Source organism: Consotaella aegiceratis, from assembly GCF_036541425.1.
In the GTDB taxonomy this organism is placed as follows: Bacteria; Pseudomonadota; Alphaproteobacteria; order Rhizobiales; family Rhizobiaceae; genus Consotaella; species Consotaella aegiceratis.
The window spans coordinates 44,369-65,930 of sequence record NZ_JAZHFT010000029.1 but is presented as its reverse complement, the minus strand read 5'-3'; the positions used below and the strand labels follow the sequence as shown (position 1 = coordinate 65,930).

Sequence of the window (21,562 nt, the reverse complement as noted above, 5' to 3'; positions counted from 1 at the left end):
GCAGCTCTTTGCCAAACTCAAGCATCTGCTGCGCAAGGCTGGAGAACGGACCTACCAAGCCGTCTCCGACGCCATCGCGCAGATTCTCGCTTCGATCTCGTCAGACGAATGCGCCAACTACCTCGTCAACTCAGGATATGGTCCAACCTAATCCCATCCCGCTCTAGCGGCTGGTCCGGATGAAAGGGTGAGCTCGGACACCGGTACAATGGCGGCCGAACTCAGGCTCGATGGTCGTGTCGAAAATCAGGCGAAGACCGCGGCCAAGTCCGTGAAGCCGATACCTTCCTTGATCTCGCGAAGGCGCGCGTAGGTGACGGCGATGGCGATCGATCCAAAGGCCGTGGTGAGGCCGCCGATCGCGCCCTGGATGATGCTCGCCACCACAGGCATGGGCGGCACGTAGACCAGCACAAGCCCGAGAGCGGCGCTGATCGCCCAGATCATCACGTAGATCACGAAAACCAGGCCGACGATCGGCCAGCGATATCCCTTGGTCAGCGCGCTGCTGCGCCTGAATGCGCCGAACCCGCTGCGATCGACCATGATCGACGGAACGACCACGGACAGCACCCCGATCAGCCAGATGCCGGGAACCACCAGCAGACCGAAACCGATGCCGATCGCCAGATAGGAGAGCAGGCTGACGACGACGAGTGGGACGACCCGGCGCAACCCTTCGCCGACATAGATTCCAATGTGGGCCGGGCGTCCCGTCTTGGCATCGTAGGCGGCAAGAACCAGCATACCCGTCATGACCGCATAGATCAGCAGTGGGACGAGCAACAGGACGATGACCGTCATCCAGTTGATGCTGGATAACAACGCGGCTTCCGCCTCGATCCCTCCCTCCAGCTGCTGAGCGTCGACGGTTCCCGTGCCAAGCACCTGGGCGAGACCGTAGGTGACGAGTTGGGCGACGATGCCCATCACGATCGAGATCGCCGCGAAGACGCCGAAACGGCTTCCAAAGATCGAAAACGTCTCACTCAGTCGGCTTCCGACACCGAAGGCAGGCTTGGCGTAGCTGTCCTCAGCAATGGTCATCTGGTTCGAACTCCCTCTTGTTCTGCCCGCTTTCCTGGGCGGCAATGCCCGACGGGCCCGTGTGCATCGTTGGGTCGTCGTCCCGATCCATGAGGATCATAGTTCGACATGGGTTCGGGCGTGCTACGGCGTGGGTCATGGGTCGCTGGCGCGCGGCTCCATCGAATGAAACTTGTCTTCGCGAGAGTCACCGAGCAGCTTCTTCTGTTCGAGGTAGCTGCGCTGGGCCACGTAAAAGCTCTGAAGAAAGGCCGCTTCCTCCTCCGGCGCAACGGGTTCGGGGTAGACGATCTTCGCCCGAATCCGGCTGCCGACCTCGGCCATGTCGCTCTGGTGGGCGGCTTTTCCCTGGCGGCGGAGAAGCTGTTCCAGAACCTGGAGCTCATAGGCGCCGTAGAGATCGAGCTGGGTGCTGGTGAAGACGAACCGCTCCTTGGCGGTGGCCTCCACCTGCGTCGCGATATCGGCCAGCAGGGCCGGTCGCGGCTGCACCACGACGGCGGTGCCGGCAACGATGTCGCCGAGGCGCTGATTGGCTTTGCTGCGGATCGGAATGACGATGACGATCACCGTCCAGATCAGCACCGCCAGGGCGAGCCAGTCGGGCGCCTCGCTGCTCGCCGACAGGAACGAGACCGGGACGAAGAACTCGACCTCCTTGGTCAGGTTGCGCACCACGACCTGATGGGTCGACAGCCCCTTGCCGTCGCGCGAGACGACGCGGATGCCGAGCGCCTTCTTGCCCAGGGTGCGCCCGTTCATCATCAGTTCCGAGAGGATGTAGTACGGTGTTCCGAGCAGCAGAGACAGCAGCGCGGCGACCGCCCCCACACGCTCGACATGCATGGAGTTGAGGGTGGCGATCGCCATGAAGAGCGCAATCCCGGCGACGATCGTGATGATCAGATCGACGAGTTGCGCACCGATGCGGGTGCTGGTGCAGGCGATTTCCAGGCTGAGCGGCACGCCTTCCGGCGGCAGCAGGACAAGCCTCTTGCCCTGATGCGATCCGAAAGGGCGAGGGCGCCGCACGGCCGCTGCCGTGGCGTCAGCGGATCGGAGAAAGCGTGCCATCGCGGCCTTCCTCGTAGGACGGAAGCGTCGAAGGGGACGTCTCGCCCCGACCAACGAAGACGAACCAGGCCAGCCAGCAGAGCCCCAGCCCCCAGCCGATCACCAGGCGAGCCGTCAGGTTGGTGACCAGGCTTCGGGCAAAGCCTTCGAGAAGCCCCGCCGCGACCAGCATCAGCGCCGCCACCAGTGCCAGTTTGGCGGCGTCCCGTCCCGCATGGCGCAGTGCCGCCGCACGGGTTCGTTGGCCGGGAAACAGGACGGCGAGGCCGAGCAGCAATCCTCCGGCCGTCCCGATGGCGATCGCCGAAAGCTCGGTCACACCATGGATCGACAGCCAGGCGACGGCATCGAGCCCGAGGCCCTTTTGCGCATGCACCGCAAGGAAGGTTCCCACGATCGCCCCGTTGAAGAGGATGAGGACGACGCTTGGAACGCAGACGACGACGCCGAGAGCGAAGGAGAACAGGACCACCTGGGTGTTGTGGGAAAACAGGTAGGTGGCAAATGCGCCCAATTGGTCGACCGCATCGAAGTCCCGATCGTAAAGCATCTGGCGCAGCGCTTCCGCGCTGGCGGCCGGTCCCCGGCCCCCGGCCAGATCGCCGGGCACGAAGGCGTAGAACCAGGTGGGATCGTCGAGCGTCAGGAGGTAGGCCGCGATGCCCCCGATGATCATCGCGAGAAAGGAGACTGCAATGGCGAGCGCCGAGCGCCGAACCGCGCGCGGCGCCTCCTGCGCCAGAAACCGCCAGACGAGGCCGCGAAGGCTCTGGCGCGGCGCGTAGACCAGAAGGTAGGCGCGCGCGCAAAGGCTCTCCAGAAACGCGACCACCGATGCATCGAGCGAGATCTCGCGAGCCACCGACAGGGAATTCGCGGCCTGGCGATAGAGCAGCACCAGGTCGCGCGCATCGGCAAAGCCGAGGCTCGACAGGCCCCTGCGCTCCGCCCTCTCGACGAGCCCGGTCAAACGTCGCCAATCGGCCTCCCGCTCGGCGCGAAAGCGGCTGGATCGAAGAAGATCGACGCCGTTGGTCATATCAGCTCCCGCGCGCGAATGGTGAGATAGGCCGAGATGAGGCTGGTGGTGAGGCCGCCCGGCGCCGTGTCGATCACGAACACGCCGAGCCGCATCAGCCGTTCCAGTACCAGTCGGCGCTCCCTCGAGAGACCGGCCGCCGCGACCGATTCGGCCACCTCGGCAAGGTCGCGCGCGCTGCGCCGAGTGTAGTCCTCCAGAAGCGGATCACGCAGACTGACGAACACCACGACATGGTGGCGATTGAGCATCTGGACGTTTTCGAGCAGCAGTTCGGCCGTCGTCGTGTCGACGAAGTCGGAAAACACCACGACGAGGCTGCGCCGTGCCAGGCGCTGGCTGAGATGCGTCATCGCCAGTGTCGGATTGCTCTCGACCGAACGGTAGGAGAGGGCGGCCGTCTGCGAGCGCAGCCGGGCGAAGGTCGGGCGTCCGCCGCTCGGCGGCAGAAACAGCCGCGGCCTTGCATCGAAGGCGTAGAGCCCGACGAGATCGCCGCCCTGGATGCCGGCCCAGGCCAGCGCCAGGGCCGCATTGATCATGTGATCGATCTTGGCCAGCCCCCGGACCTGCTCGCGCATCAGATGACCGTTGTCGAGCGCCAGGATGATGTTGTGGTTGCGCTCGGTGCGCATCTCGCGGGCCACCAGCGCGCCATGGCGCGCGCTGCGCTTGTAGTCGATGGTGCGCGGGTCCATGCCGTACACGAATTCGCGCAGCTGGTGGAATTCCGATCCTTCGCCGCGCATGGCGGCCGCCCGCTCGCCGAACGTGCCGCTGGCGATCTGCAGATCGATCTCGCCCGACGTCACCGAACGCACGTTCGGGACGACTTTGACATGCGCTTCGCAGCGGTTTCGAGCCACTGACTCGACGAGGCCGAGGCGGCCGCGGCGCAGAACGTAAAGTGCGCCGAGCGGCCAGTCGCCGCGCCGCCGCCCGCGAACCTCGATCTCGGCCGAGAACCGATCCGCGACGGGGCGCAGGCGGAAATCGGCAGGGCCTTTGAGGCCTTCTGGCCAAGCGAGGCGCGCCGAGATCTCGGCTGCACGCGGCCGCCGCGGACCACTGGGGATCAGCTGAAAGGCGATCGGCGCCGTCTCGCCCACGAAAACCTCGCCTGGCGCCGAGACGGAAAGGCTCTGCAAGCGGGCCGGCGGAATCGTCACCGCGTCGGCGGCGGCAACGACGGCCAGGATCGCCCACACCGCCGGGATCAGAACCGGCGGGAGGTCGGGCAGGGCCAGCACGAAAAGCGACAGCACGCCGATCGCGCTGGCCATCAGCAGCAGGCGCCGCGAAGGACGCATCAGCGCGGCGCCTCGATCTGGTCGATGAGGGCCGCCAACACCGTGAACGGGTCGCGCCCCTCGATCTCGGCCGTCGGGCTGAGCACGATCCGGTGACCCATGGTGGGGGCGAACAACAGCTTCACGTCGTCAGGAATCGCATAGTCGCGGCCATCGAGGGCGGCGCGCGCCCGCACTGCTCCGCAAAGGGCGTCGGCCGCGCGCGTCGAAACCCCGTGGGCGATGTCCATGTCGGTACGCGTCGCCCGCGCCAGCGCGAGCACATAGCGCAGGATCGCCTCGTCGAGATGGATCGAATCGATGAGCGCCTGACCGGCCCGGATTTCGGCCAGCCCGGCGACCGGCTCGATGGCGGCGCGGCGAGCGTCGTGCTCCAGCGGCTGGCGAGCGTGCCGGCTGAGGATCGAAAATTCCGCCGCCTCGTCCGGAAAGTCGATCACCAGCTTGAACAGGAAGCGGTCGAGCTGGGCTTCCGGAAGCGGATAGGTGCCCTGCTGCTCGATCGGGTTCTGCGTCGCGACGACGAAGAAGACGTCGCCGACCGCATGGTCGGTGCCGTCGATCGTCACGCGGCGCTCGTTCATGACCTGCAGCAGTGCGGCCTGGGTCTTGGGCGGGGCGCGGTTGATCTCGTCGGTCAGCAGGATGTCGGTGAAGATCGGACCGCGCACCAGTTCGAAGCGATGCGAGTTGAAGTCGAAGATGTTCGATCCGATCACGTCGCCCGGCATCAAGTCCGGCGTGAACTGGATGCGGTTGAAGTCGAGCGACAGAGCCGCCGCGAGGCTCTGCGCCAGCAGCGTCTTGGCGGTTCCCGGCGGACCCTCGATCAGGCAGTGGCCGCGCGCGAAGAGCGACACCAGCAGAAGCTCGACGATGGCATCCTGTCCCTGGACGGCCTTCTCGATCTCAGCGGCGATTCTGTCGCGCAGGGCGCGCAGTTCGTCCAAATTCATTCCATATCTCCTGGATGACGTCTTCCAAGGCGGCAAGCGCGCCGAGCCGGCCGGCTTCGGCGCCATGGGAAAGGGTGACTGCGCCGTGCGCCTGGGCCAGACGGGCGGCGAGGTCCGGGGCGCGCCGCGTGAGAAAGCGCGACAGCGCATCGGTGTCGGCAGCCTTTTCGCCGGCGCGTCGCCGGGGCCCCAGCACAGCCGCCGTCAGCGCGTCCATCCGCGCGTTCACATAGCTGGCGATGAGTTCGGCCTCGGCACCGCTGAGCAGCAGGATACGGCGCGAGGCCTCGATGGTGCGGCGCTTGGAGGCGTCGCTCGCCCGGTCCGCATCTTCCGTTTCGGCGCGGCCGAAGCGGCGGCTGCCGCGCCAGAGCGCCAGTCCGGTGACGATGACGACGCCGATCCAGAAATAGGAGAACGGATAGGAGAAGAACCGCCCGATGTCGGAAAGGCTGCGCTCGTGCGGGTCCGCACCGGCCGGTTCGTCGGCATCGGCCTGGGTCTGCGCCGCATCGCCCAGGGTAGTGTCGATGAAAATGGGCGAACCCTCCGCGAGATCCTCGATCATCTCCACCGCGATAGCGGCGTTGTCGCCGTTGGCCAGTCCATGATTGTCGAGAAGATCGGGATCGGACAGCAGCATGAAGCCGATCTCCCCGTCACCCGGAGTGATCAGATAGCACTCGGCGAGAACGGTGCCGACATCGGGGATGGAAAACAGCGGATAGCAGTCTTCATCCTCTCCGGCATCGAGGACCTGGGGGGCGAACAGAGCGGCTTTTCCATCCAGCCATTCGCCGGTGTCTTCGTTGAAGAGACCGTAGCTGGCAAAGCCCTCCTGCGGGATGCGCTTCGCCGGATGGGTATTGTAGAACTTGATCCGGTCCTCGGGGATGAGCAGGTCGGGGTGAGCGACACCGGACGAAACGATGCCGCCGCGCCATTTAGGCAGGACCACCAAGGTCCACGACGCGTCGATCTTGGACTTGAAAGCATCGGCGGTCATCGGCCGCGGCGCCAGGCTCCCGAACCGGCTGTCCGATCCGTCTTCGTCCTCGTCGCTGGAGATGTCGTTGTCGTAGAGCGGCACGATCCGCAGGACGGGCTCGGTCTGGCCGCCCTCCAGTTTGCGCTCGAACGGCACGGTCTCGATGTCATTGGCGTTAAGCCAGATGCCGAGGCCATCGAAGCCGATGGCACTTTGGTCGATCGTGTCGCGGCGGCCGAGCACGATCAGGAGACCGATCGCCAGGACGACGACGCCGAGGATCAGAAAGGGCGCCGCGCTCTCGCGACGCCCGCCCTCGGCGGCGGCCGCGTCGTTGGTGGCCGGCGCGCTCATGCCGAGGTGCGCCTCAGGAACGGCGTGGCGAGCTCGAGACAGTCCTCGTAGGTTTCGCGGCTGATCTCGCGGCCGCCGAACACCACGAGTTCGGTCCGGCGGGCCAAGGTCTCCAGCGCCCGCCGGTGCGCCCAGCTCTCGGGCAGAAGCCGCATCAATTCACGCGTGGTCAGGCTGCGCTTGAGGACGAGCGCATTGTCCTTGGCCGCGAGCGCCAGAAAACGCTGCAGAATCAGGCGGAGGCCGACGCGCGGATCGGCCTCGCTGCGCAGCCGGGCGAGAAAATCCTGGTCGATATCGGAATGCATGATCGACGGAACCGACGGACCCGGCGCCTTGGGCAAGGCGCGGGTCTTCGGTCCGGCAAGATCGCCGAGCCGGCCGCGGGCGCGCCAAAGCGCGAAGGCGGCGATGGCCGCCAGCACACCCAACACGATCCAGGCCGTCGCCCGTGCAGACGCTGTCGGCTGTCCCATGCCGCCCATCGACAAAGGTGTGGACTCGCTGTTCAATGGCGCATCGCTCGAAAGATATTGGATCGGGGTCTGGAGGTCTTCGTCGGCGACGGCTTCGAGAAAGGCCTTCGACGATTCGGATCGGGGCGGGTCGATCGGCGCCGCATGAACATCGATCCAGGCCGGCATCGTCGCCGAGACGCCGAACGCGATCGCCGCGCAGGCCAGTCGTCCCCTGGTCCGCAGAGTTCGGTCCCGCCCCGCCATTCGACTCCAACCACGCTGTCCGCCGCACAATACACGCCAAACTAGTGCACTCGGTTGAATCGTGGAGTCGCTAAGGCAGGCTGCGTTTACGATCAAATTGGGAGGACGCCCGGTGCCATCCGGTCGGATTCGGGGAAAGAAATACGCGAACAAAGCGTTGGCTCGTCGGACACCAATTTGCATCGGCCATGGCGTTTCACGTCGATACGCCCAGGATCGTGATCGGCCGGACGTGATCGGCTTTGGGACGCTCGTCCGAGCCGGCTATAAGCCCCATGGCCCGCTGTCGATCGAGACAAGAACAGGAAAAATCACGCCAACTTTGTCCATCGTGCCCTTGCCAGCGCAAGGTCCGATCTTTATTGGCAACCAACGGAGAGGTGGCCGAGTGGTCGAAGGCGCTCCCCTGCTAAGGGCTATGGACATTCTCTGAAAGGCCTACTCTATAGGGCTTTCGCGGTTTTCCGCAGCGCATTCCCCCGATTTTCCCCCAGCGCCGAAAATTCCCAACCGCAGATCAACGCCTCTTGTCCGATCTCCGGCGTGCCGAGTTTGACGTAGCGCTGATGCTCGTTTGAGAGCCAGCCTCCTTCCTCCTTGAGGCGAAGCGTGTCCTTGGTCTGGCTGTAGAACCAGGTGGCCCAGCTATGGCGGCAGACGTGGGGCGTGATGATCTTCGGATCGGCGCCGGCCTCAGTCACCGCCCTCGCAAAAGCTGTGCGGACCTGTCCGCCGCGTCCGGTTCTCTCAGTGAACGGCTGCCCGTCGAAACGGCGGAAGAGGGGACCTGGCTTGCCGATATTCGGCAGGATGGATAGCGCGGCAACGACACGGTGCTGGAGCGTGACGCGGCGCTCTTGGCCGTTCTTGGTGTCGCGAAGCACGACCCAATGACCGTCGAGGCTCAGGTCATCGCGGGCATCGATCGCAAAGGTCTCGCCGGCACGTGTGCCCTGGCCAAATAGGAACGTGATGAGCGCGGGAAGCCACTGGCTGGGCTGGGTCGTGGAGGCCTGAATGATCTCGTCAGCGAGGCTCGGCATGACGAAGTAGGTCCGGGCGCCGCCACCCTTGGGGGCGCGAAGCTTCTCGTCGCGGACGAAATTGATGATGGCGTTGACCGGGACATAGAGTTGGCGACGAACGGTGGCCGGTTGACGCCCCGGATAGATCGCGGCCGCGGCGCGGGCCATCGCAGCATTGTCGATCGCGCCGAGCGTCGTTTCTCCGAAGTGGTCGAGGATCTTCGTCAGAAAGCGCGTGTCGTGGCCGGCATCGAGATAGGCGCTCAAGGCATGGGACAGTGGCATGTCCGGCCAGGCAACCATAAGCGGCTTCTTGGCCCGCTCTTCGGCCTCTATTTCGGCGCAGCGCTGTTCCGCCTTGCCTTTGCGAGTTTCGCCCGTGCTTCGCTCAATCCGACGACCGTCGATCGTGCCCCGCGCGATGTAGTACGGGGAGTTGGGACGTCGGACGGGCTTGAGCATGGCGTCGTGATCCTCTCGAAGTCTTCCCGAGAGATAAACATCTGTCGGCCGAGTTGGCGATAGGCGCCGAGTTGCCGCGCCCGCTCACGGATGGTTCGTGCGGAGACTTCGCCACCACGGGCAGCGATCTCCTCCGACACTTGTTCCGGCGTGCGCCAGTCGGGGGGAATGAAGCCGGTCATCAGTCTTCCCGCTGCTCATCCTGCGCGCGCCGACGCTTGAGCTCGGCGACCGCATCATCGATCACGTTGCGGGCATTCGTCCCACCGATAAGCCGAAAGCAGTCGGCGTAGCGCTGTAAGAGGGCAAGGTCGGCTCCGTCTGAAGTGTGCAGGTTGCTTGGCTGCAAGTCATCCCAGCCCAGGTTGGTCGCGGCTGAGTGCAGGACGTCTCGCGCGTGCGGATCGCCCATCGCCTCGGCCCGACGGTGCAGCCAAGTGATGGCGCGCTTCATTGCGCACCGGTACCCTTCCACGAATTGCGAGCTGCGCCCTCTCAGCGGCGGAGTGTCGCTCATCTCTTCCTCGCCTCCAGAATGATCGTTGTGGACGATTCCTCGTCGCCTGAGACAGCGTAGAGTCGTTGGGCGATCGCCAGCGGATCGATGCCCTGCTTGACCCACCACAGCGCCTCGTTCTCAGCATGCTGGTCCCGATGCTCCTCGGGGGTGAGCGGGACGCACCAGCAGTCGTCAGGCTTCTGGCCGCGGCCGGTGCGCTTCTTTCGATACCGAGGATCCCCATAGCGAACGTGGGCCGCTTCGCATCCGTATAAGCCGCTGATGATCGAGGGCAGGGACCGGATGAAGGCGAGGTGCTGCTCGTCCCGGATGCGCCGCTGCGACTTGTCCGAAGGGTCCAGGGCGAAGGCCGTCTCTGGGCGGACGATCATGAAGGCCATGGTCACGCCTCGCTCGCCGGAAGGGCTGTGCGAAGGCGCGTAAGCTGCTTAGCTTGCAACTCGCACTGCCCTTTCCACATGTCACGGTTTCGCTCGACACGCGCGATCCGCGCCAACAGATGCTCGATCTCTTTGCAGTGGCATCCATGCGGATTGCGGCAGTGCTTTGGATCGAGTTCGTCGCAAGACCAGGCCATCACTCGCCTCCCTTGCCGAGTGCGGCGCGGACGGCCATCAGCGCCTGAAACAACTCTTCGCCGCTGATCTCGATCTCATCCGAGCTTTTGGCCCCGGTCACGAAGAGGCGATCAGCGATCAGGTTGAACGGGTCCAGTGCTGCCCGCATCCGTTCGTTCTCCGCCCGTAGCGTGGCGATCTCTGCCGCTTGTGCTTCGGCGTCGGTCTCCAGCCGTTCAGCGTCATCGTATGAGAAACCAGCACGCACCAACGTCGCCAGCCCGCGCGTCACGTTCGCGTCTTCCTGGCAGGGCGTGACGTCCGCCTCTTCTTCGATCTGCCGGGCGATGCGCTGGCGCTCGTCGGCGCGGGCGCGGGCGATCTTTGCCGCGGTGTCTGGCGGGAGGGCGTAGACCCCGCGAACATTGCGGATATCCCCGCCCAACGGCGGGATGGGACAATTGCCATACTCAAAGTCGGTCATCCACGAACCGTCGTGGCACAGCACATCGTAGAGGTAGCCCACCGGCTCTTGCGCCGGTTCCGCCTTTGCCTGTGGCTCGACATGCTTCGCCGTTGCGCGCTTCTTGCCAGCGGCCTTCGCGGTCTCGACTGCCTTGGCCAGCCTTTCGGCAGCCGCGGGACCGGCCTCGCGCGTGACCTTGGCGGCCAGCGTTGCTGAGACCTGGTTCGTCCGCACGAGGCTCTTGACCTCTTCGGGGGCCGCCTGAAGCTCGAGCAGTTGCCGAACCCATCCTTCGCTTCGTCCGACCTTGGCGGCGATCTCCTTTTCGGACCAGCCAAAGTCGATCAGCCGCTTGAAGACCTTGCTCTGTTCGAATGGGGTCAGCGGCTTGCCGCTGTTCCGCACGATCTGGCTGAGAACGCGATCGGCCTCGCTGGAATAGCGATCCTCGGTCTGCGCTGGCACCGATTTGATCTCGGCGCCCAGCACATCGATCGCATGGAGAGTCGCACCGCGTCGCCGATGTCCGTTGGTGACGAACGCCTTGCCGTCTTCCCAGACGATCGTCAGCGGCTCCTTGACGCCCACCTCGGCGATTGAATGGGCGAGCGACAGGTCTTCCGGATCCGTTGGGTCGAAATCGACCTCTCGGCTGTTCCAGCCTTCCTTGACGTGCAGGTGGCGCGGGTCGAGCCGGAATACATCTGACCGGCCGAGGGCGATAGCTTTGATGCCGTGGCGCTCAGTCATGGCGGACCCCCGGCGTGAGGTCGGCCGCCGGCAATCCGAGCATGTCGGCGTGGAAGCCCGCCGCGCTCTCGACGCTCGTGTCTCCACGGTTCACGGCCTGGGCGGATTTCAGGATCGCCGCCGCCATCTCGCGAGCCTCTTCCGGCAAGGCTGCGATGTCTTCGCGCCACCGCGTGTGCGCCTTGCCGATGCGGTCTTTGCGAATGCCAGGATCGGCCTCGCCAGCCGCCAGCCCGAACAGGTCGTGGGCATATCGACCGAGCTTCACGCGGTCGGCTTCGGAGATGGTTGGATCGTCGCGCTCGTCGGCCGGATCGATGTCCACTTCCTGCGAACCTTGGGAGCTATCGACGGACTCTTGGGAGTGGGTTCCAAGGTTCGTCTGCTCTGCGGAGACCGAGCCGGTGTCAGACCCGGTCTCCGCGCCGTCCGGCACCGCGCCGGCGGCTTCATCTGAATTGCGCTCGTCTTGGTCTGAGGATGCGTCGACGTCGCCTCGAAGCTCTCCGTCGATGAATGAGCGGTCGAAGCCCTCGCGCGCGTCTGTGGGTTTTTGCTGGGCCTTGGCGGCGGACAAGCGATCGGAGAGGGCGGGGCGGTTCCCGGTGACATCGCGCGCCCGGTTCGCGCGCATGTTCTCCGACAGGTCCAACATTTCGTCGGGCGTGTAGACGCCGAGCATAATCGCGGGTTCATAAATGCGGCACCAGTCGCGGGTCCCACGGTAAACCAGCATTCGATCGTAGTTCTTCGGCGTCCAGGGCGTACCGCTGCCCGTCGTCTTCCATTCGCCAACAGATCCGTCAAAAATGCGGACCGCTGGGTTGCGGAAGCCGGGCGTCAAGAAATTCGACAGCGGCCCTTTTTCAACTCGCCCCTCGGTGACAACCGAAATTTCCGTATCGAAGGGCCTGTCGCTGAGATAGATGCGGCGGCCGTCGCTCCCGGCGTCGCCAACCATGTGGTGATGCAGCTTCAATCCGAGCTTGGCGTCGAGCACGGCAGAGACGAGCTTTCCCTCGTAGCAGAGCTTCCCGTGCACGAGGGAAACGCACTGCGCGACCGCGAATGGGTCCATACCCCAGCGTACTGACTGGTTGACGACCAAGAAGCAGTTTGCCCTGATCTGTTCCATGGGAAGATAGACTAATTGACCGTCGACCTTTTCCTTGCAGAGCGCATCGGGGATCATGGAGGTCGACGCCATCACGTGAGCGACGCGCTGCATGTGCTCAAACTTGGCGGTGTCGAGGATCGGCACGACATCTTCGGTCTGCGCGAGCTCGCGACGGGGCCGATCGGGAAGGTTGGCGACTGCGTTGCTCATTTTGCTCTCCTGCGGCCCGGATTGCGGCGGTTACTATTCTGCTGGCTTGCAGTCGCCCACCGGCAGTTCGACGGTTCGTAGTTTCCGTCGTTGTCGATACGATCGATGCTGTGGTGCTGAGATGGACGGGGGCCCATATCGAAAAGAAAATCTTCGAAGCTGTCGCGCCAACGGTCGCAGACGGCAATTCCGCGCGCGCCGTACCACTTGTAGGCGGGGCTCTCCGGGTTGAGGCACCTCTGACGAAGTGATTTCCACGCCCGGTATTCCGGGGTATTCGTCAACCCGTGCTTAGGTGCTCCTCCAGGGTGCTCTCGTTTGATGCAGCCGCAGGACCGAGTATTGCCGGACGTGAGCCCGACCGAGCGAACTCCAAGCGTACTGCCGCAGTCGCAGCGGCATGCCCAGATCGCCGTAGGCCGACCGCCGTTGCTAGACTGTTTCCCGCAGTAATAAAGCGCTGTGAGGCGCCCAAAACGCTTGCCGGACAAATTCCTCACCAGCGGATGCATTGTGCCGACGAACGGCTCCGTGCAAAGGGTCACGCAACCTCCTCGAGTTCCAGGAACTCGTCGATCTTCGTCTTGTGGAACGGTTTGAGCTGAAGGTGTTGCTCACCGGCGCGGAACGGACGCGCGCCGGGCCATTCGCCAGCGTCGAGGCATTGGCGGATCGTCTTCAGTGCCCAGCGGATTTCGCGTTCGCCGCGATCAAGCTCATGCTCGGATAGTTCGACATGCGCAGTGTCCGGCACGTCGTCGTTCAGCACATAGAGAAGGACGAAGGTCTCAAACGGCAGACCAAGCTCGCGACAGGCCATGCGGACCATCGCTCCCTGGAGGTAGTACAGGCAGTCGAACGCCTGGCGCTCCAGGAAGTCCTCGCTGAACTTCGATGCGGTCTTGAGGTCGCTGTAGATCCCATCCGCATGAGGTATGACGTCGGGGCGCACCTTGACGATGACGTTCGTCTCGGGATCGCGGTAGACCATCGTCCTTTCGACGCGGCCGTTCAGGATGCCTTGCTGAACCAGCGGATAGCGCGCGGCGTCGTCACGAATGGCCCGGATGCGATTGAACTGGTCGGGCGAAATGATCGTCCTCTTGCCCTGGCGCTCTCGCCATTCCTGGCAGAAGCCTGCGTTCCAGTTCCAAGCCTTCGTCGGGCCTTCACCCTTCCTCGGCTTTTCGTTCGGATACTCGGAGGGATGGACGGCATAGGCCGTCGAGAAATCCTCGTCGCCGAGAAGCAGGGCGTGCGTCGCCTTGCCGAAATCCAGCGCTTTCGACGGCTCCGGTTCGATCCGCATTCGATTGAACGACCACCGGCCCCAGAACGCCTTGGGCGAGCCGCCGTGCGACGGCAGCAGCCATTTCAAGGCGCTCTTCGACACTGAGGGCCGGTCGAACAAGTCTGGCTTGTCGTGATAGGTCGCCAGCGGAATGCCGCGGTAGACCCCGGGCTCGGTGATGGTCTCGCCATCCCAGGCGCGCTCTGCGATCATGCTGCTGTCCTCCTGCTCTTGGCGCGCGCCTCACGGGCCGCCATGGCCGCTTCCTTCCGGTCCTGCTCGCCCTGCCACCAGTCGGCGGCGCGGCCGCGGGCGCCTTCCTCGGTTCTCGCCATCCAGAAGATCGGCAGGGGTCGCTCAGAGCGCTTGCCAGTGGGCTTTCGGTCGGCATCAACGAGAGACACCGGCTCCATGATGAATGCCGTCCAGCGAACGTCATCGGGAGCGTCTGCGCTCGAATAGGTGCGGATGATCGGAGCGCTCATTGAGGTCTCCATCCAGTTGCGAGAGCCGCGTCGAGACCGGCCTCGAAATCGTCGATCCATGCCTGTCGGCGGCGATCGGACAGGCGCTCCCATCTCTGTTCGCCGTTGATGCGGACGAAGCGGATGAACTGATTGCGGGCTCCGGCGTGGATCGCCGTCGCGCGGTCGACGCCGTCGTCCAATGCGTCCGGATCAAAGCTGGAGGTCAGGGCAGGGAGGATGCGGCCGGTCATGACTTGCTCTCCCTGTCGAGCTTGACCTTGCGGATGGCCTCGCCTGGATGGCGCTTGGCTGCCTCCTGCCGGGCGGCCTGCGGTGTCGGAGCGGTGACGATGCACGGCGGCTGAGGCTCGCCGTCGCGCGGGGCGAGGTGGCAGCGGAAGACGGGCATCAGTCCGCCCTCTTCAAGGCGCTCAGAACCTCTTCGACCGAGATGCAGATGTCGGTTGCCAGAAGCGCCATAAGCTCTGGCTCTTCGCCGTCTCTGGTCAGAATGATGCAGCGCTTGCCCTGACCGCAAAACCATCCGGCCTCGAGATGCGCCGAGCGTCCGCATGGGAGGACGAGGACGCAGGTATCGGCCCATTGCATCCCGCGCAGATCGCTGACGAACCCGCGTGCCGCAATCGGATGCGTGGTCAACAGGTCGCGATACCGCTCTGCTGACCAGCCTTGCCATTCGGGATCGATTTCGGACCAAGCGAAGCCCGGCACTCCGTTGAACGGGGCGCGAAAGTCGTAGACAGCGTGACCATCCTGCCGAAGCACTTCGACGACAGACGGCTGGTGTGGATTTCGCCAAGAACTGGCAACATAGATCCTCGCCATCACAGCCACCCGCTCCAACGGGCGATAGCGAGCCACATCGCATTGCCGGCGGCAAAGCCGAACAGGGTGCCGAGATAGCCCATCAGCCGGGCATGTCGGGCGCAAGACGCGGCCTGCTTGTCGAAAAGCGCCGTGATCTTGGTGTCGATGGCGTTCATGGGAGCGGTCTCCATCTGGCGTTCGCTGCATGGCCCGAAGGCCATGGGGAGAGCGTCAGGCAGCTTCTCGGTTCGTGTTGGTGGCAGCGGCTTCAATCGCCGTCATGATGTCGCTGAGGCTCTTGGTGATCGTCCGTCGCCGCTCCGGCTCCAGCACGGCAAGGCGCTGCGCCAGCCGCAGGACCTCGGCCGGAAAGAACGGCACGGGTTCGGTATCGCTGCCAACGATCAAGTCGGACGGCGAGCATTGCAGCGCGGCCGCGATCTGCACGATCCGAGAGCCGCCGACGCGGTTCGTGCCCTTCTCGTATTTCTGGATCTGCTGGAACGTGATGCCGCAGGCGTCGCCAAGCTTCTCCTGGCTCATTCCGAGAGCCGTGCGGCGTGAGCGAATACGGGCGCCGATATCGACGTCGGCGGGCATGGGGATTTTCGGCTGTTGCTGATGCATGGTTTTCTTCCTCTGGCGTTCGGATGGCGGGCCGAAGCCCGTCACCGGAGCGTCAGAACGGGATGTCGCCGTCTTGAGCCGGCTCGTCGTCGGACGTCTTCACCAGCTTGATTGGGGTTGGATCGCTGACCGTGCAGACGAAGCCAGAGACGGCCTTGAGAACGAAAAACCGGTCACCGGGAGAGACTTCAGCCAGACGCATCGCTTCCGTCTCGGCAGACGCTTTTGTCTCGTGCTTGTAGGTCGGCGCCCGACCGCTCGGGTTCCAAACCATCCAGAATTTGCGATTGCGCAGGGTGCCCATCACGCCACCCGCCTTTCTTGCGCCTGTTGATAGGCACGATCGGCGTGGCTCGCCTCGGGCTCGTCTTCGGCCAAGGCGACGTTCTCGACGTGTTGCCACGCTGCCGCGAACACGTCGTCAAAGGCATCGACATGCCGGTCCAGAAGCTCATTGCGATGGGCGCCCGGACCTTCGTCAGCCCCGGCCAAGCCAATCGCTTCCTGCACATCGACGAAGGCAGAAACCAGCTCGTCATTCATCCGGCGAAGGTTGGCCTGCCGGCGGAACAGGTTGAGGTGGTCGCACCCCGGATCGAGGTGCTGGCAGGTTTTGACGATGCCCTTGATTGTCTCAATAGCCTTTGCGGCTTCGGTGCGAATGCGGAGGGTGTCGGTGCCGGTCATCGCTGCGCTCCATCGGTGTTGATGGAGCTATATTTGCGAATATCGCGAAAAACTGCAAGCAGGAAATCGCGAAAATCGCAAAATAATCTTGCGAAGGGTTTGGGGCCGACGCATAAAGAAACGGCCCGGTCCCCGTGATGGGAGCCGAGCCGCTGGACAAGTCGAGAAGGATTGAACTGCTTCTCGGTTATCTTACGGGGTCATAAAACACAAGCCCTAGTGTCCGGCGAGTCAAAATTCTCGAAATCTTGCGGGTCTGCGCGGAGGTTCCCGCCGCACGATCGAGGGTTGAGGCCTGAAGCTGCGCGGTCTTTTCAGGACATGCCCCGCGCACCCGGATCACGACGGTGATGATGGACTGACGGGTGCCGCTGCCCCGAATCGGCGGAAAAAACAAATCGCTCGGAACCGTGACCCATAGGACGAGCGGCCTTGAAGGATCGGGCAACCCCCGGCGGTCGATCGCGACCAGGCGCGTCAGCGGGATGACAACCCGCCCGACCTGATCGTGGCAGGGCCGAGAAAATCTGCCAGCGGCGAGGTGGGGACAACGCCTCGGGCTCTCGCAAGAGGGCAAGGGAAGCCAAGTACGCGGGCCGGAAGGCCTCCCCATCGTCAGGGGCTTGAAGGCGGCGGCCGTGCCCATCCTTCAAGGCGGAAAGGGTCCGAGGTGTAGCCGATGAACAGGCAGGAGCAATCGGGTTGGCATTTCAGGGATTGTCGAACAGACAGCGGCATCGGAAGGACAAATCGCTCAAGCGCGATCTGAAAAAGCGATGCACGGTCTACTGCCTGGTCGACGTGCTGGACGGATCTCAGGTCTACGTCGGTCAGACGCGGACCAGTCTCGAAACGAGGCTATGGAATCACCTGAAAGCCGCGATCAAGGCACAAAACCGCCGCCAACGTCTCACGCCGCTGCAGCGATACCTTCTCGACTGCAGCACGACGGGCGACCTTCCGCTAATGACCGTGCTGCAGGAGAACGCTCAGTGGGACATCGCCGAGGCGGTCTGGATCGACCGGCTCACGTCGCGCGGCGCCAAACTCTTCAACATCGCTTCCCGAGTGCCGGCGGGCTGAAGGACCGTCTTGATTGGGAGAGGTGTGTTCAGGCAAGACACTGAATTCTCGCGTCCAGCCTCCGTCAAGCAAGCCTGCCTATCTTTAGTCATGAGAACGGATTAGGAACATAGGCCTATGGCAGAGACCTCGATTGAGTGGACTGACAAGACCTGGAATCCTGTTGCTGGCTGCACGATCGTCACCGCTGGCTGCACCAACTGCTATGCCATGCGGATGGCAGCTCGCCTTGAGGCAATGGGGCAAGAAAAATACCGCGGGCTGACGCGCACGAGCGGTAGGCGAAAGGTTTGGACCGGCCAAGTTCGTCTCGATCACGGTTCGCTCCGCATACCGATGACATGGTCAAAGCCGCAGATGGTTTTCGTGAACTCCATGTCCGATCTGTTCCACGAAGATGTACCTGTGGAGTTCATATCGGAAGTCTGGTCGGTGATGCGCGCCACACCGCGCCACACCTATCAGATCCTCACCAAGCGACCAGGTCGAATGGCCGATGTTCTGCGATCGGAAGATTTCCAGCTTCTGCCGAACGTGTGGCTGGGAACAAGTGTGGAAGATGGCCGAGTTCTTGGACGGATTGATGATCTACGCCGGGTGCCTGCGGCCGTGCGCTTCATCTCGTTTGAGCCTTTGATCGGGACGGTGGCCGGGGCGAACCTTCTAGACATCCATTGGGCGATCGTCGGAGGGGAATCTGGACCCAAAGCTCGATACATGGACCCTGCGTGGGTCGATGAAATCGAAAGTCTTTGCCGTCGGTCAGGAGCGGCGTTTTTCTTCAAGCAGTGGGGTGGCCGCAATAAAAAGGAGGCAGGTAGAATGCTTAACGGGCGAACCTACGATGAGATGCCCGGCCACGTTATGCTTTGAGAATGTGATTTCCGATGCGCGTAGCTAGGCCGATAGCCTTGGAATTGGGATTTGAAATCGCAAGAAACAGCGAAAACATGGGCACGTTCTGAGCATTGCGTAGCCGTTTAGGCCCAACAATAGCAGGAAATACCGATTTGAGCCGTGCCGCGACGAAGCGCTCCATCGCCTCCACGTCGGCGGTCCTGACTATGGTTTCATCTATATGACCAAACAGATCCGCCTCAAGATGGCGCGGAGCATACCAAGCGCTTTCCCATTGGCCTGTTCCTAGCATCCGATTTAGTGCCGCCCGTTTGTCAGCGCTGATACTGCGGTGTGCTCGTGTTGCTTGGCGAAAAATCCCGGCCAATGAAACGAGGTACCAGACGTCGATTGCTTCAGTTTTCTGGATTTCGACGAGAGTAGACCAGTGCAGGCTCATGCCGTACGGGTCAAGAAACATCACGGCTCTTTTGCCGAGCCACTGACAAGATCGGAGTTCCTCAAGGATTGCAGCGTTTGCGTCAGCACGGACTATATCGATGCGACGACTCGGATGTTCTGCTGCAAGATCCTTCAGCGCGAGGCAGTGCTTGCGCTTCTTGTCCATGAAGACGAGTCTGTCGAATCGTGGCTCTGTTTCGATGGCAATTCGAGCTGAGCCCCGTCGACGTTCGACCATTTCTGCTTGGTCAGGAAGCAGCCCGGCGGGTACGCCGGCGGTCTTTACGGTTCGTTCCCCGGTGCCGGCGAATGCATCGACGTACCAAAGCTCGTCGAACCTATTGCGCAAAGCCGTGGTGAAAGCTTGGAGATATCCTTCGACGAGTGAGAGCTTTAGGTCGGTCGAGACGTTTCCGAACTCATGATCCTGCAGTTCTGACAAATTCAGGATACTCCCTCAGTCACATCGTTCCTCCGGCTGTCATCTCGTCCCTACCATCGTCCGCACAGCCCCACCCCGGCGTCAGTCTTCAGAATGACGCCGCCGACTGCCCGAAGATGAAATCGCCTTCCGTGCCATCCGTAAGTCGCACACGGCCGGAGCCGGAAAGTCCCGATGCATCTCGCGTCGCAATCACGATGCCCTTCCGACCATCGGAGCATAGGACTGGCATCGAGATGGTCAGCGACGTGTCCCAAGAATTGTAATTGCCGGAGCAAGTTGTCTCTTTTCCGTCCAGGTTCCCAGCGACGGAGAAAGAGCCCCCCGACATGGAAGCTGTCGCCGTTCCTCTCATGACGTCCCCATTTCCTGAGATTACGGCAACCGGAACGGTTATGGCGCAACCGGCGAGCAGCACCAGCGGCACCAGAGCGGCGGCGATTCGGTTCATAGATCCCCTCCTGAATTCCCCCGAACACACAATCACAGACGCACGCCAAGGGCGAGTCATTCCCGCAACCCGCAATTTGCACTGCAATCGAAATTCCGTCTCGACTCGTGGGCGTGGTTCTGGAATCTATAGGAACAGATGCGGAACATCGGTGAGTTTATTGGAGTGGATTGATGGCCTTCCCGGGCAAAGAAGCGGTTGTTTCGCAAGTGGTTTCGCTGACGATCGAATGCGCGGATTGCGGACGAACTCGTATACGGCGGCCCCGGGAACTTCGGCGATTTGGGATTACGGGAGAGACGAAACTATCAGACGTGTCGTCTCGGCTAACCTGCGCCGGCTGCCGCGAAGAGGGACTTCCGGGGCGCAATGTAGCTGTTCAGGCAGCATTCGCTGCGGAAGCTGATCGTCTCCGCGCTGAGGCGTTCCTGGTCAATAGCCGTGAAGTTCTCTATTCGGAACGACGCGCCAAAGGTGCTTGATCGCGTACGGGTCGAATGTCAGCTCTTTTGGGGGGGTGAACTGCTCCACCACCAGCGTGGAAGGTGTCCGTTTCACGAGCCGTTTAACGAAGGCCTTACCGACCTTCGCGCCGTCTTCGGGGAAGGTCTCGATAACCACGTCATCGCCGACCTGAGGCTCTGCCCGATCGCAAAAGACGATGTCGGACTTCCTATAGGCAGGATACATGCTGTCGCTGATGATCTCGAGCGCGAAGACGCCGGGCCGCCCCGTGAGACCGCGCGGGCGCTGGACAAGTTCCGCGATCTCTCCGTTGAATTCGAAGTCGCCATCTTCGCCGTTCCCGGCCGCCACCACGCCGAGCTTTTCCACGTCGCGGGGGCCCGATGGTAGGGGTTCGCGGTCCGAAATAAACTGAGCATCGCCTAGAAGCTCGTCGCGAACAGGAACGGGCTCCCCGTAGCTCAAGGCTTGGGGATCAACACCTAAAAAGCCCGCGAGTTGGGCAAATTGCTCGGGCGATGGGGTCGAACGACCAGCTTCCCAGTCGCCTATGACAGGTGATTGTGTTTCGAGGGCATCGGCGACCTGCTTGATGACATAGCCGCGCTGACGCCTAGCCTGCCGGATCGCCACGCCGGTGCGGACGGCCTGAGTTGAGGGCACACGGTCTGTCAGTAGGTCATCGAGCCAGTCCATGCCTTCAAAACCTGGCGGAAGTTCACGGTAGTATCGCGCTATCTCCCGGATCTCGTTGAGGGGAACGGAACGCCGTTTCTTGATGTCAGTCGACACAAGTTCCTTCGAACGGGTGATCTTGTCTCGGCTAATTCCGGTCGCTTCCGATAGCCGTGTCGCCTCGCCATGAGGCGAAACCTTCTTGGCTAGCCATTCCTTGAAGTCGTGCTGCGGATCGTCCATGCGCGCACTTTCGCGAATTGCGCAAAAATCTCCATCGCGAATATCGCAAATTTTCTCTTGACCAATATCGCGAAATTCGCAAATATCCGGTCTATGAGCACTCAGCATCTCGACCCCGCGAAAGCCGTGATCGCCCGTATGGGCGGACCTGAAGTCGTCTCCGGTATAACCGGGAAGCACATCTCGCGGGTCTACCGCTGGATGTATTCGCGCGAGCGAGGCGGAACGGGTGGGTTCATCCCGCCGATGGATGCCGCGAAAATTCTCGATGATGCGAAGTCCAAAGGCATCGACGTCCAGCCCGGCGACTTTCTCAGCGTTGATCGACTGCGTGCCGATGCTGCTTTCGCCCACACGGGAGCAGCGGCATGACCGTTCCTGCTGCGATCTCTCTCGGCATGGCGGTG

At 62.9% G+C, this 21,562-nt stretch carries 26 protein-coding genes and 1 pseudogene; 3 read left to right on the top strand and 24 right to left on the bottom strand.

Going from position 1 to position 21,562, the window contains the following annotated elements:
• Positions 1 to 151 (top strand): annotated as a pseudogene (locus tag SMD10_RS17990) (IS630 family transposase); the annotation flags it as partial.
• A 95-nt stretch (positions 152 to 246) separates the two neighbouring features.
• Here SMD10_RS17990 and SMD10_RS17985 read toward each other — a convergent pair.
• From SMD10_RS17985 to SMD10_RS17885, 21 genes are all read right to left on the bottom strand, one after another.
• Positions 247 to 1,047: a hypothetical protein gene (locus SMD10_RS17985; RefSeq protein ID WP_331687117.1), complete on the bottom strand. Its 801-nt coding sequence runs from the start codon at positions 1,045 to 1,047 to the stop codon at positions 247 to 249.
• Positions 1,048 to 1,182: 135 nt separating this feature from the next.
• The gene (locus SMD10_RS17980; protein WP_331687116.1) at positions 1,183 to 2,121 is read right to left on the bottom strand and encodes an RDD family protein; all 939 of its coding nucleotides are present in this window, start codon (positions 2,119 to 2,121) and stop codon (positions 1,183 to 1,185) included.
• Complete coding sequence (locus tag SMD10_RS17975) at positions 2,096 to 3,160, bottom strand: stage II sporulation protein M (protein ID WP_331687115.1); 1,065 nt, start codon at positions 3,158 to 3,160, stop codon at positions 2,096 to 2,098. Before SMD10_RS17975 ends, SMD10_RS17980 begins: the two co-directional genes overlap by 26 nt.
• The gene (locus tag SMD10_RS17970) at positions 3,157 to 4,470 is read right to left on the bottom strand and encodes a DUF58 domain-containing protein (protein ID WP_331687114.1); all 1,314 of its coding nucleotides are present in this window, start codon (positions 4,468 to 4,470) and stop codon (positions 3,157 to 3,159) included. The genes SMD10_RS17975 and SMD10_RS17970 overlap by 4 nt, the downstream gene beginning before the upstream one ends.
• Positions 4,470 to 5,426, bottom strand: coding sequence for an AAA family ATPase (locus SMD10_RS17965; RefSeq protein WP_331687113.1), 957 nt, complete (start codon positions 5,424 to 5,426; stop codon positions 4,470 to 4,472). The genes SMD10_RS17970 and SMD10_RS17965 overlap by 1 nt, the downstream gene beginning before the upstream one ends.
• Positions 5,380 to 6,768, bottom strand: coding sequence for a hypothetical protein (locus SMD10_RS17960; RefSeq protein WP_331687112.1), 1,389 nt, complete (start codon positions 6,766 to 6,768; stop codon positions 5,380 to 5,382). Before SMD10_RS17960 ends, SMD10_RS17965 begins: the two co-directional genes overlap by 47 nt.
• Positions 6,765 to 7,490 carry a DUF4129 domain-containing protein gene (locus SMD10_RS17955; protein ID WP_331687111.1) on the bottom strand — a complete coding sequence of 242 codons (726 nt, stop codon included), beginning with the start codon at positions 7,488 to 7,490 and terminating at the stop codon, positions 6,765 to 6,767. The genes SMD10_RS17960 and SMD10_RS17955 overlap by 4 nt, the downstream gene beginning before the upstream one ends.
• 443 nt (positions 7,491 to 7,933) lie before the next feature.
• On the bottom strand, positions 7,934 to 8,977 hold the full coding sequence (locus SMD10_RS17950) for a tyrosine-type recombinase/integrase (RefSeq protein WP_331687110.1): 1,044 nt from the start codon (positions 8,975 to 8,977) through the stop codon (positions 7,934 to 7,936).
• A 181-nt stretch (positions 8,978 to 9,158) separates the two neighbouring features.
• On the bottom strand, positions 9,159 to 9,494 hold the full coding sequence (locus tag SMD10_RS17945; protein ID WP_331687109.1) for a hypothetical protein: 336 nt from the start codon (positions 9,492 to 9,494) through the stop codon (positions 9,159 to 9,161).
• Positions 9,491 to 9,877, bottom strand: a complete 387-nt coding sequence (locus SMD10_RS17940; RefSeq protein WP_331687122.1) for a DUF968 domain-containing protein — start codon at positions 9,875 to 9,877, stop codon at positions 9,491 to 9,493. Before SMD10_RS17940 ends, SMD10_RS17945 begins: the two co-directional genes overlap by 4 nt.
• A 196-nt stretch (positions 9,878 to 10,073) precedes the next feature.
• Complete coding sequence (locus SMD10_RS17935) at positions 10,074 to 11,270, bottom strand: ParB/RepB/Spo0J family partition protein (protein ID WP_331687108.1); 1,197 nt, start codon at positions 11,268 to 11,270, stop codon at positions 10,074 to 10,076.
• Positions 11,263 to 12,597 carry a recombinase family protein gene (locus tag SMD10_RS17930; protein ID WP_331687107.1) on the bottom strand — a complete coding sequence of 445 codons (1,335 nt, stop codon included), beginning with the start codon at positions 12,595 to 12,597 and terminating at the stop codon, positions 11,263 to 11,265. The genes SMD10_RS17935 and SMD10_RS17930 overlap by 8 nt, the downstream gene beginning before the upstream one ends.
• Positions 12,598 to 13,138: 541 nt before the next feature.
• The gene (locus SMD10_RS17925) at positions 13,139 to 14,101 is read right to left on the bottom strand and encodes a PD-(D/E)XK nuclease-like domain-containing protein (RefSeq protein WP_331687106.1); all 963 of its coding nucleotides are present in this window, start codon (positions 14,099 to 14,101) and stop codon (positions 13,139 to 13,141) included.
• Entirely contained in the window at positions 14,098 to 14,373 is a 276-nt protein-coding gene (locus SMD10_RS17920; RefSeq protein WP_331687105.1) for a hypothetical protein, read from the bottom strand. The genes SMD10_RS17925 and SMD10_RS17920 overlap by 4 nt, the downstream gene beginning before the upstream one ends.
• A complete protein-coding gene (locus SMD10_RS17915) occupies positions 14,370 to 14,606 on the bottom strand; it encodes a hypothetical protein (protein WP_331687104.1) in 237 nt (78 codons plus the stop codon). The genes SMD10_RS17920 and SMD10_RS17915 overlap by 4 nt, the downstream gene beginning before the upstream one ends.
• The gene (locus SMD10_RS17910) at positions 14,603 to 14,764 is read right to left on the bottom strand and encodes a hypothetical protein (RefSeq protein ID WP_331687103.1); all 162 of its coding nucleotides are present in this window, start codon (positions 14,762 to 14,764) and stop codon (positions 14,603 to 14,605) included. The genes SMD10_RS17915 and SMD10_RS17910 overlap by 4 nt, the downstream gene beginning before the upstream one ends.
• Positions 14,764 to 15,204 carry a hypothetical protein gene (locus SMD10_RS17905; RefSeq protein WP_331687102.1) on the bottom strand — a complete coding sequence of 147 codons (441 nt, stop codon included), beginning with the start codon at positions 15,202 to 15,204 and terminating at the stop codon, positions 14,764 to 14,766. The genes SMD10_RS17910 and SMD10_RS17905 overlap by 1 nt, the downstream gene beginning before the upstream one ends.
• Complete coding sequence (locus tag SMD10_RS17900) at positions 15,201 to 15,359, bottom strand: hypothetical protein (RefSeq protein ID WP_331687101.1); 159 nt, start codon at positions 15,357 to 15,359, stop codon at positions 15,201 to 15,203. Before SMD10_RS17900 ends, SMD10_RS17905 begins: the two co-directional genes overlap by 4 nt.
• A gap of 55 nt (positions 15,360 to 15,414) precedes the next feature.
• Entirely contained in the window at positions 15,415 to 15,855 is a 441-nt protein-coding gene (locus tag SMD10_RS17895) for a helix-turn-helix domain-containing protein (protein ID WP_432757265.1), read from the bottom strand.
• A 7-nt stretch (positions 15,856 to 15,862) separates the two neighbouring features.
• Positions 15,863 to 16,114: a hypothetical protein gene (locus SMD10_RS17890; RefSeq protein WP_331687100.1), complete on the bottom strand. Its 252-nt coding sequence runs from the start codon at positions 16,112 to 16,114 to the stop codon at positions 15,863 to 15,865.
• Positions 16,114 to 16,497: a hypothetical protein gene (locus tag SMD10_RS17885; RefSeq protein ID WP_331687099.1), complete on the bottom strand. Its 384-nt coding sequence runs from the start codon at positions 16,495 to 16,497 to the stop codon at positions 16,114 to 16,116. The genes SMD10_RS17890 and SMD10_RS17885 overlap by 1 nt, the downstream gene beginning before the upstream one ends.
• 702 nt (positions 16,498 to 17,199) lie before the next feature.
• On the opposite strand from SMD10_RS17885, the gene SMD10_RS17880 reads away from it, so the two are divergent.
• Both SMD10_RS17880 and SMD10_RS17875 read left to right on the top strand, forming a co-directional pair.
• Entirely contained in the window at positions 17,200 to 17,580 is a 381-nt protein-coding gene (locus SMD10_RS17880) for a GIY-YIG nuclease family protein (RefSeq protein WP_331687098.1), read from the top strand.
• 117 nt (positions 17,581 to 17,697) lie between these two features.
• A complete protein-coding gene (locus SMD10_RS17875; protein WP_331687097.1) occupies positions 17,698 to 18,453 on the top strand; it encodes a DUF5131 family protein in 756 nt (251 codons plus the stop codon).
• Here SMD10_RS17875 and tcmP read toward each other — a convergent pair.
• The 3 genes from tcmP to SMD10_RS17860 form a co-directional block, all read right to left on the bottom strand.
• Positions 18,443 to 19,321 carry a three-Cys-motif partner protein TcmP gene (tcmP, locus tag SMD10_RS17870; protein WP_331687096.1) on the bottom strand — a complete coding sequence of 293 codons (879 nt, stop codon included), beginning with the start codon at positions 19,319 to 19,321 and terminating at the stop codon, positions 18,443 to 18,445. The genes SMD10_RS17875 and tcmP overlap by 11 nt on opposite strands.
• Before the next feature lie 88 nt (positions 19,322 to 19,409).
• Positions 19,410 to 19,772, bottom strand: coding sequence for a hypothetical protein (locus SMD10_RS17865; RefSeq protein ID WP_331687095.1), 363 nt, complete (start codon positions 19,770 to 19,772; stop codon positions 19,410 to 19,412).
• 432 nt (positions 19,773 to 20,204) lie between these two features.
• Positions 20,205 to 21,509, bottom strand: a complete 1,305-nt coding sequence (locus SMD10_RS17860; protein ID WP_331687094.1) for an XRE family transcriptional regulator — start codon at positions 21,507 to 21,509, stop codon at positions 20,205 to 20,207.
• Between the last annotated feature and the right edge of the window lie 53 nt (positions 21,510 to 21,562).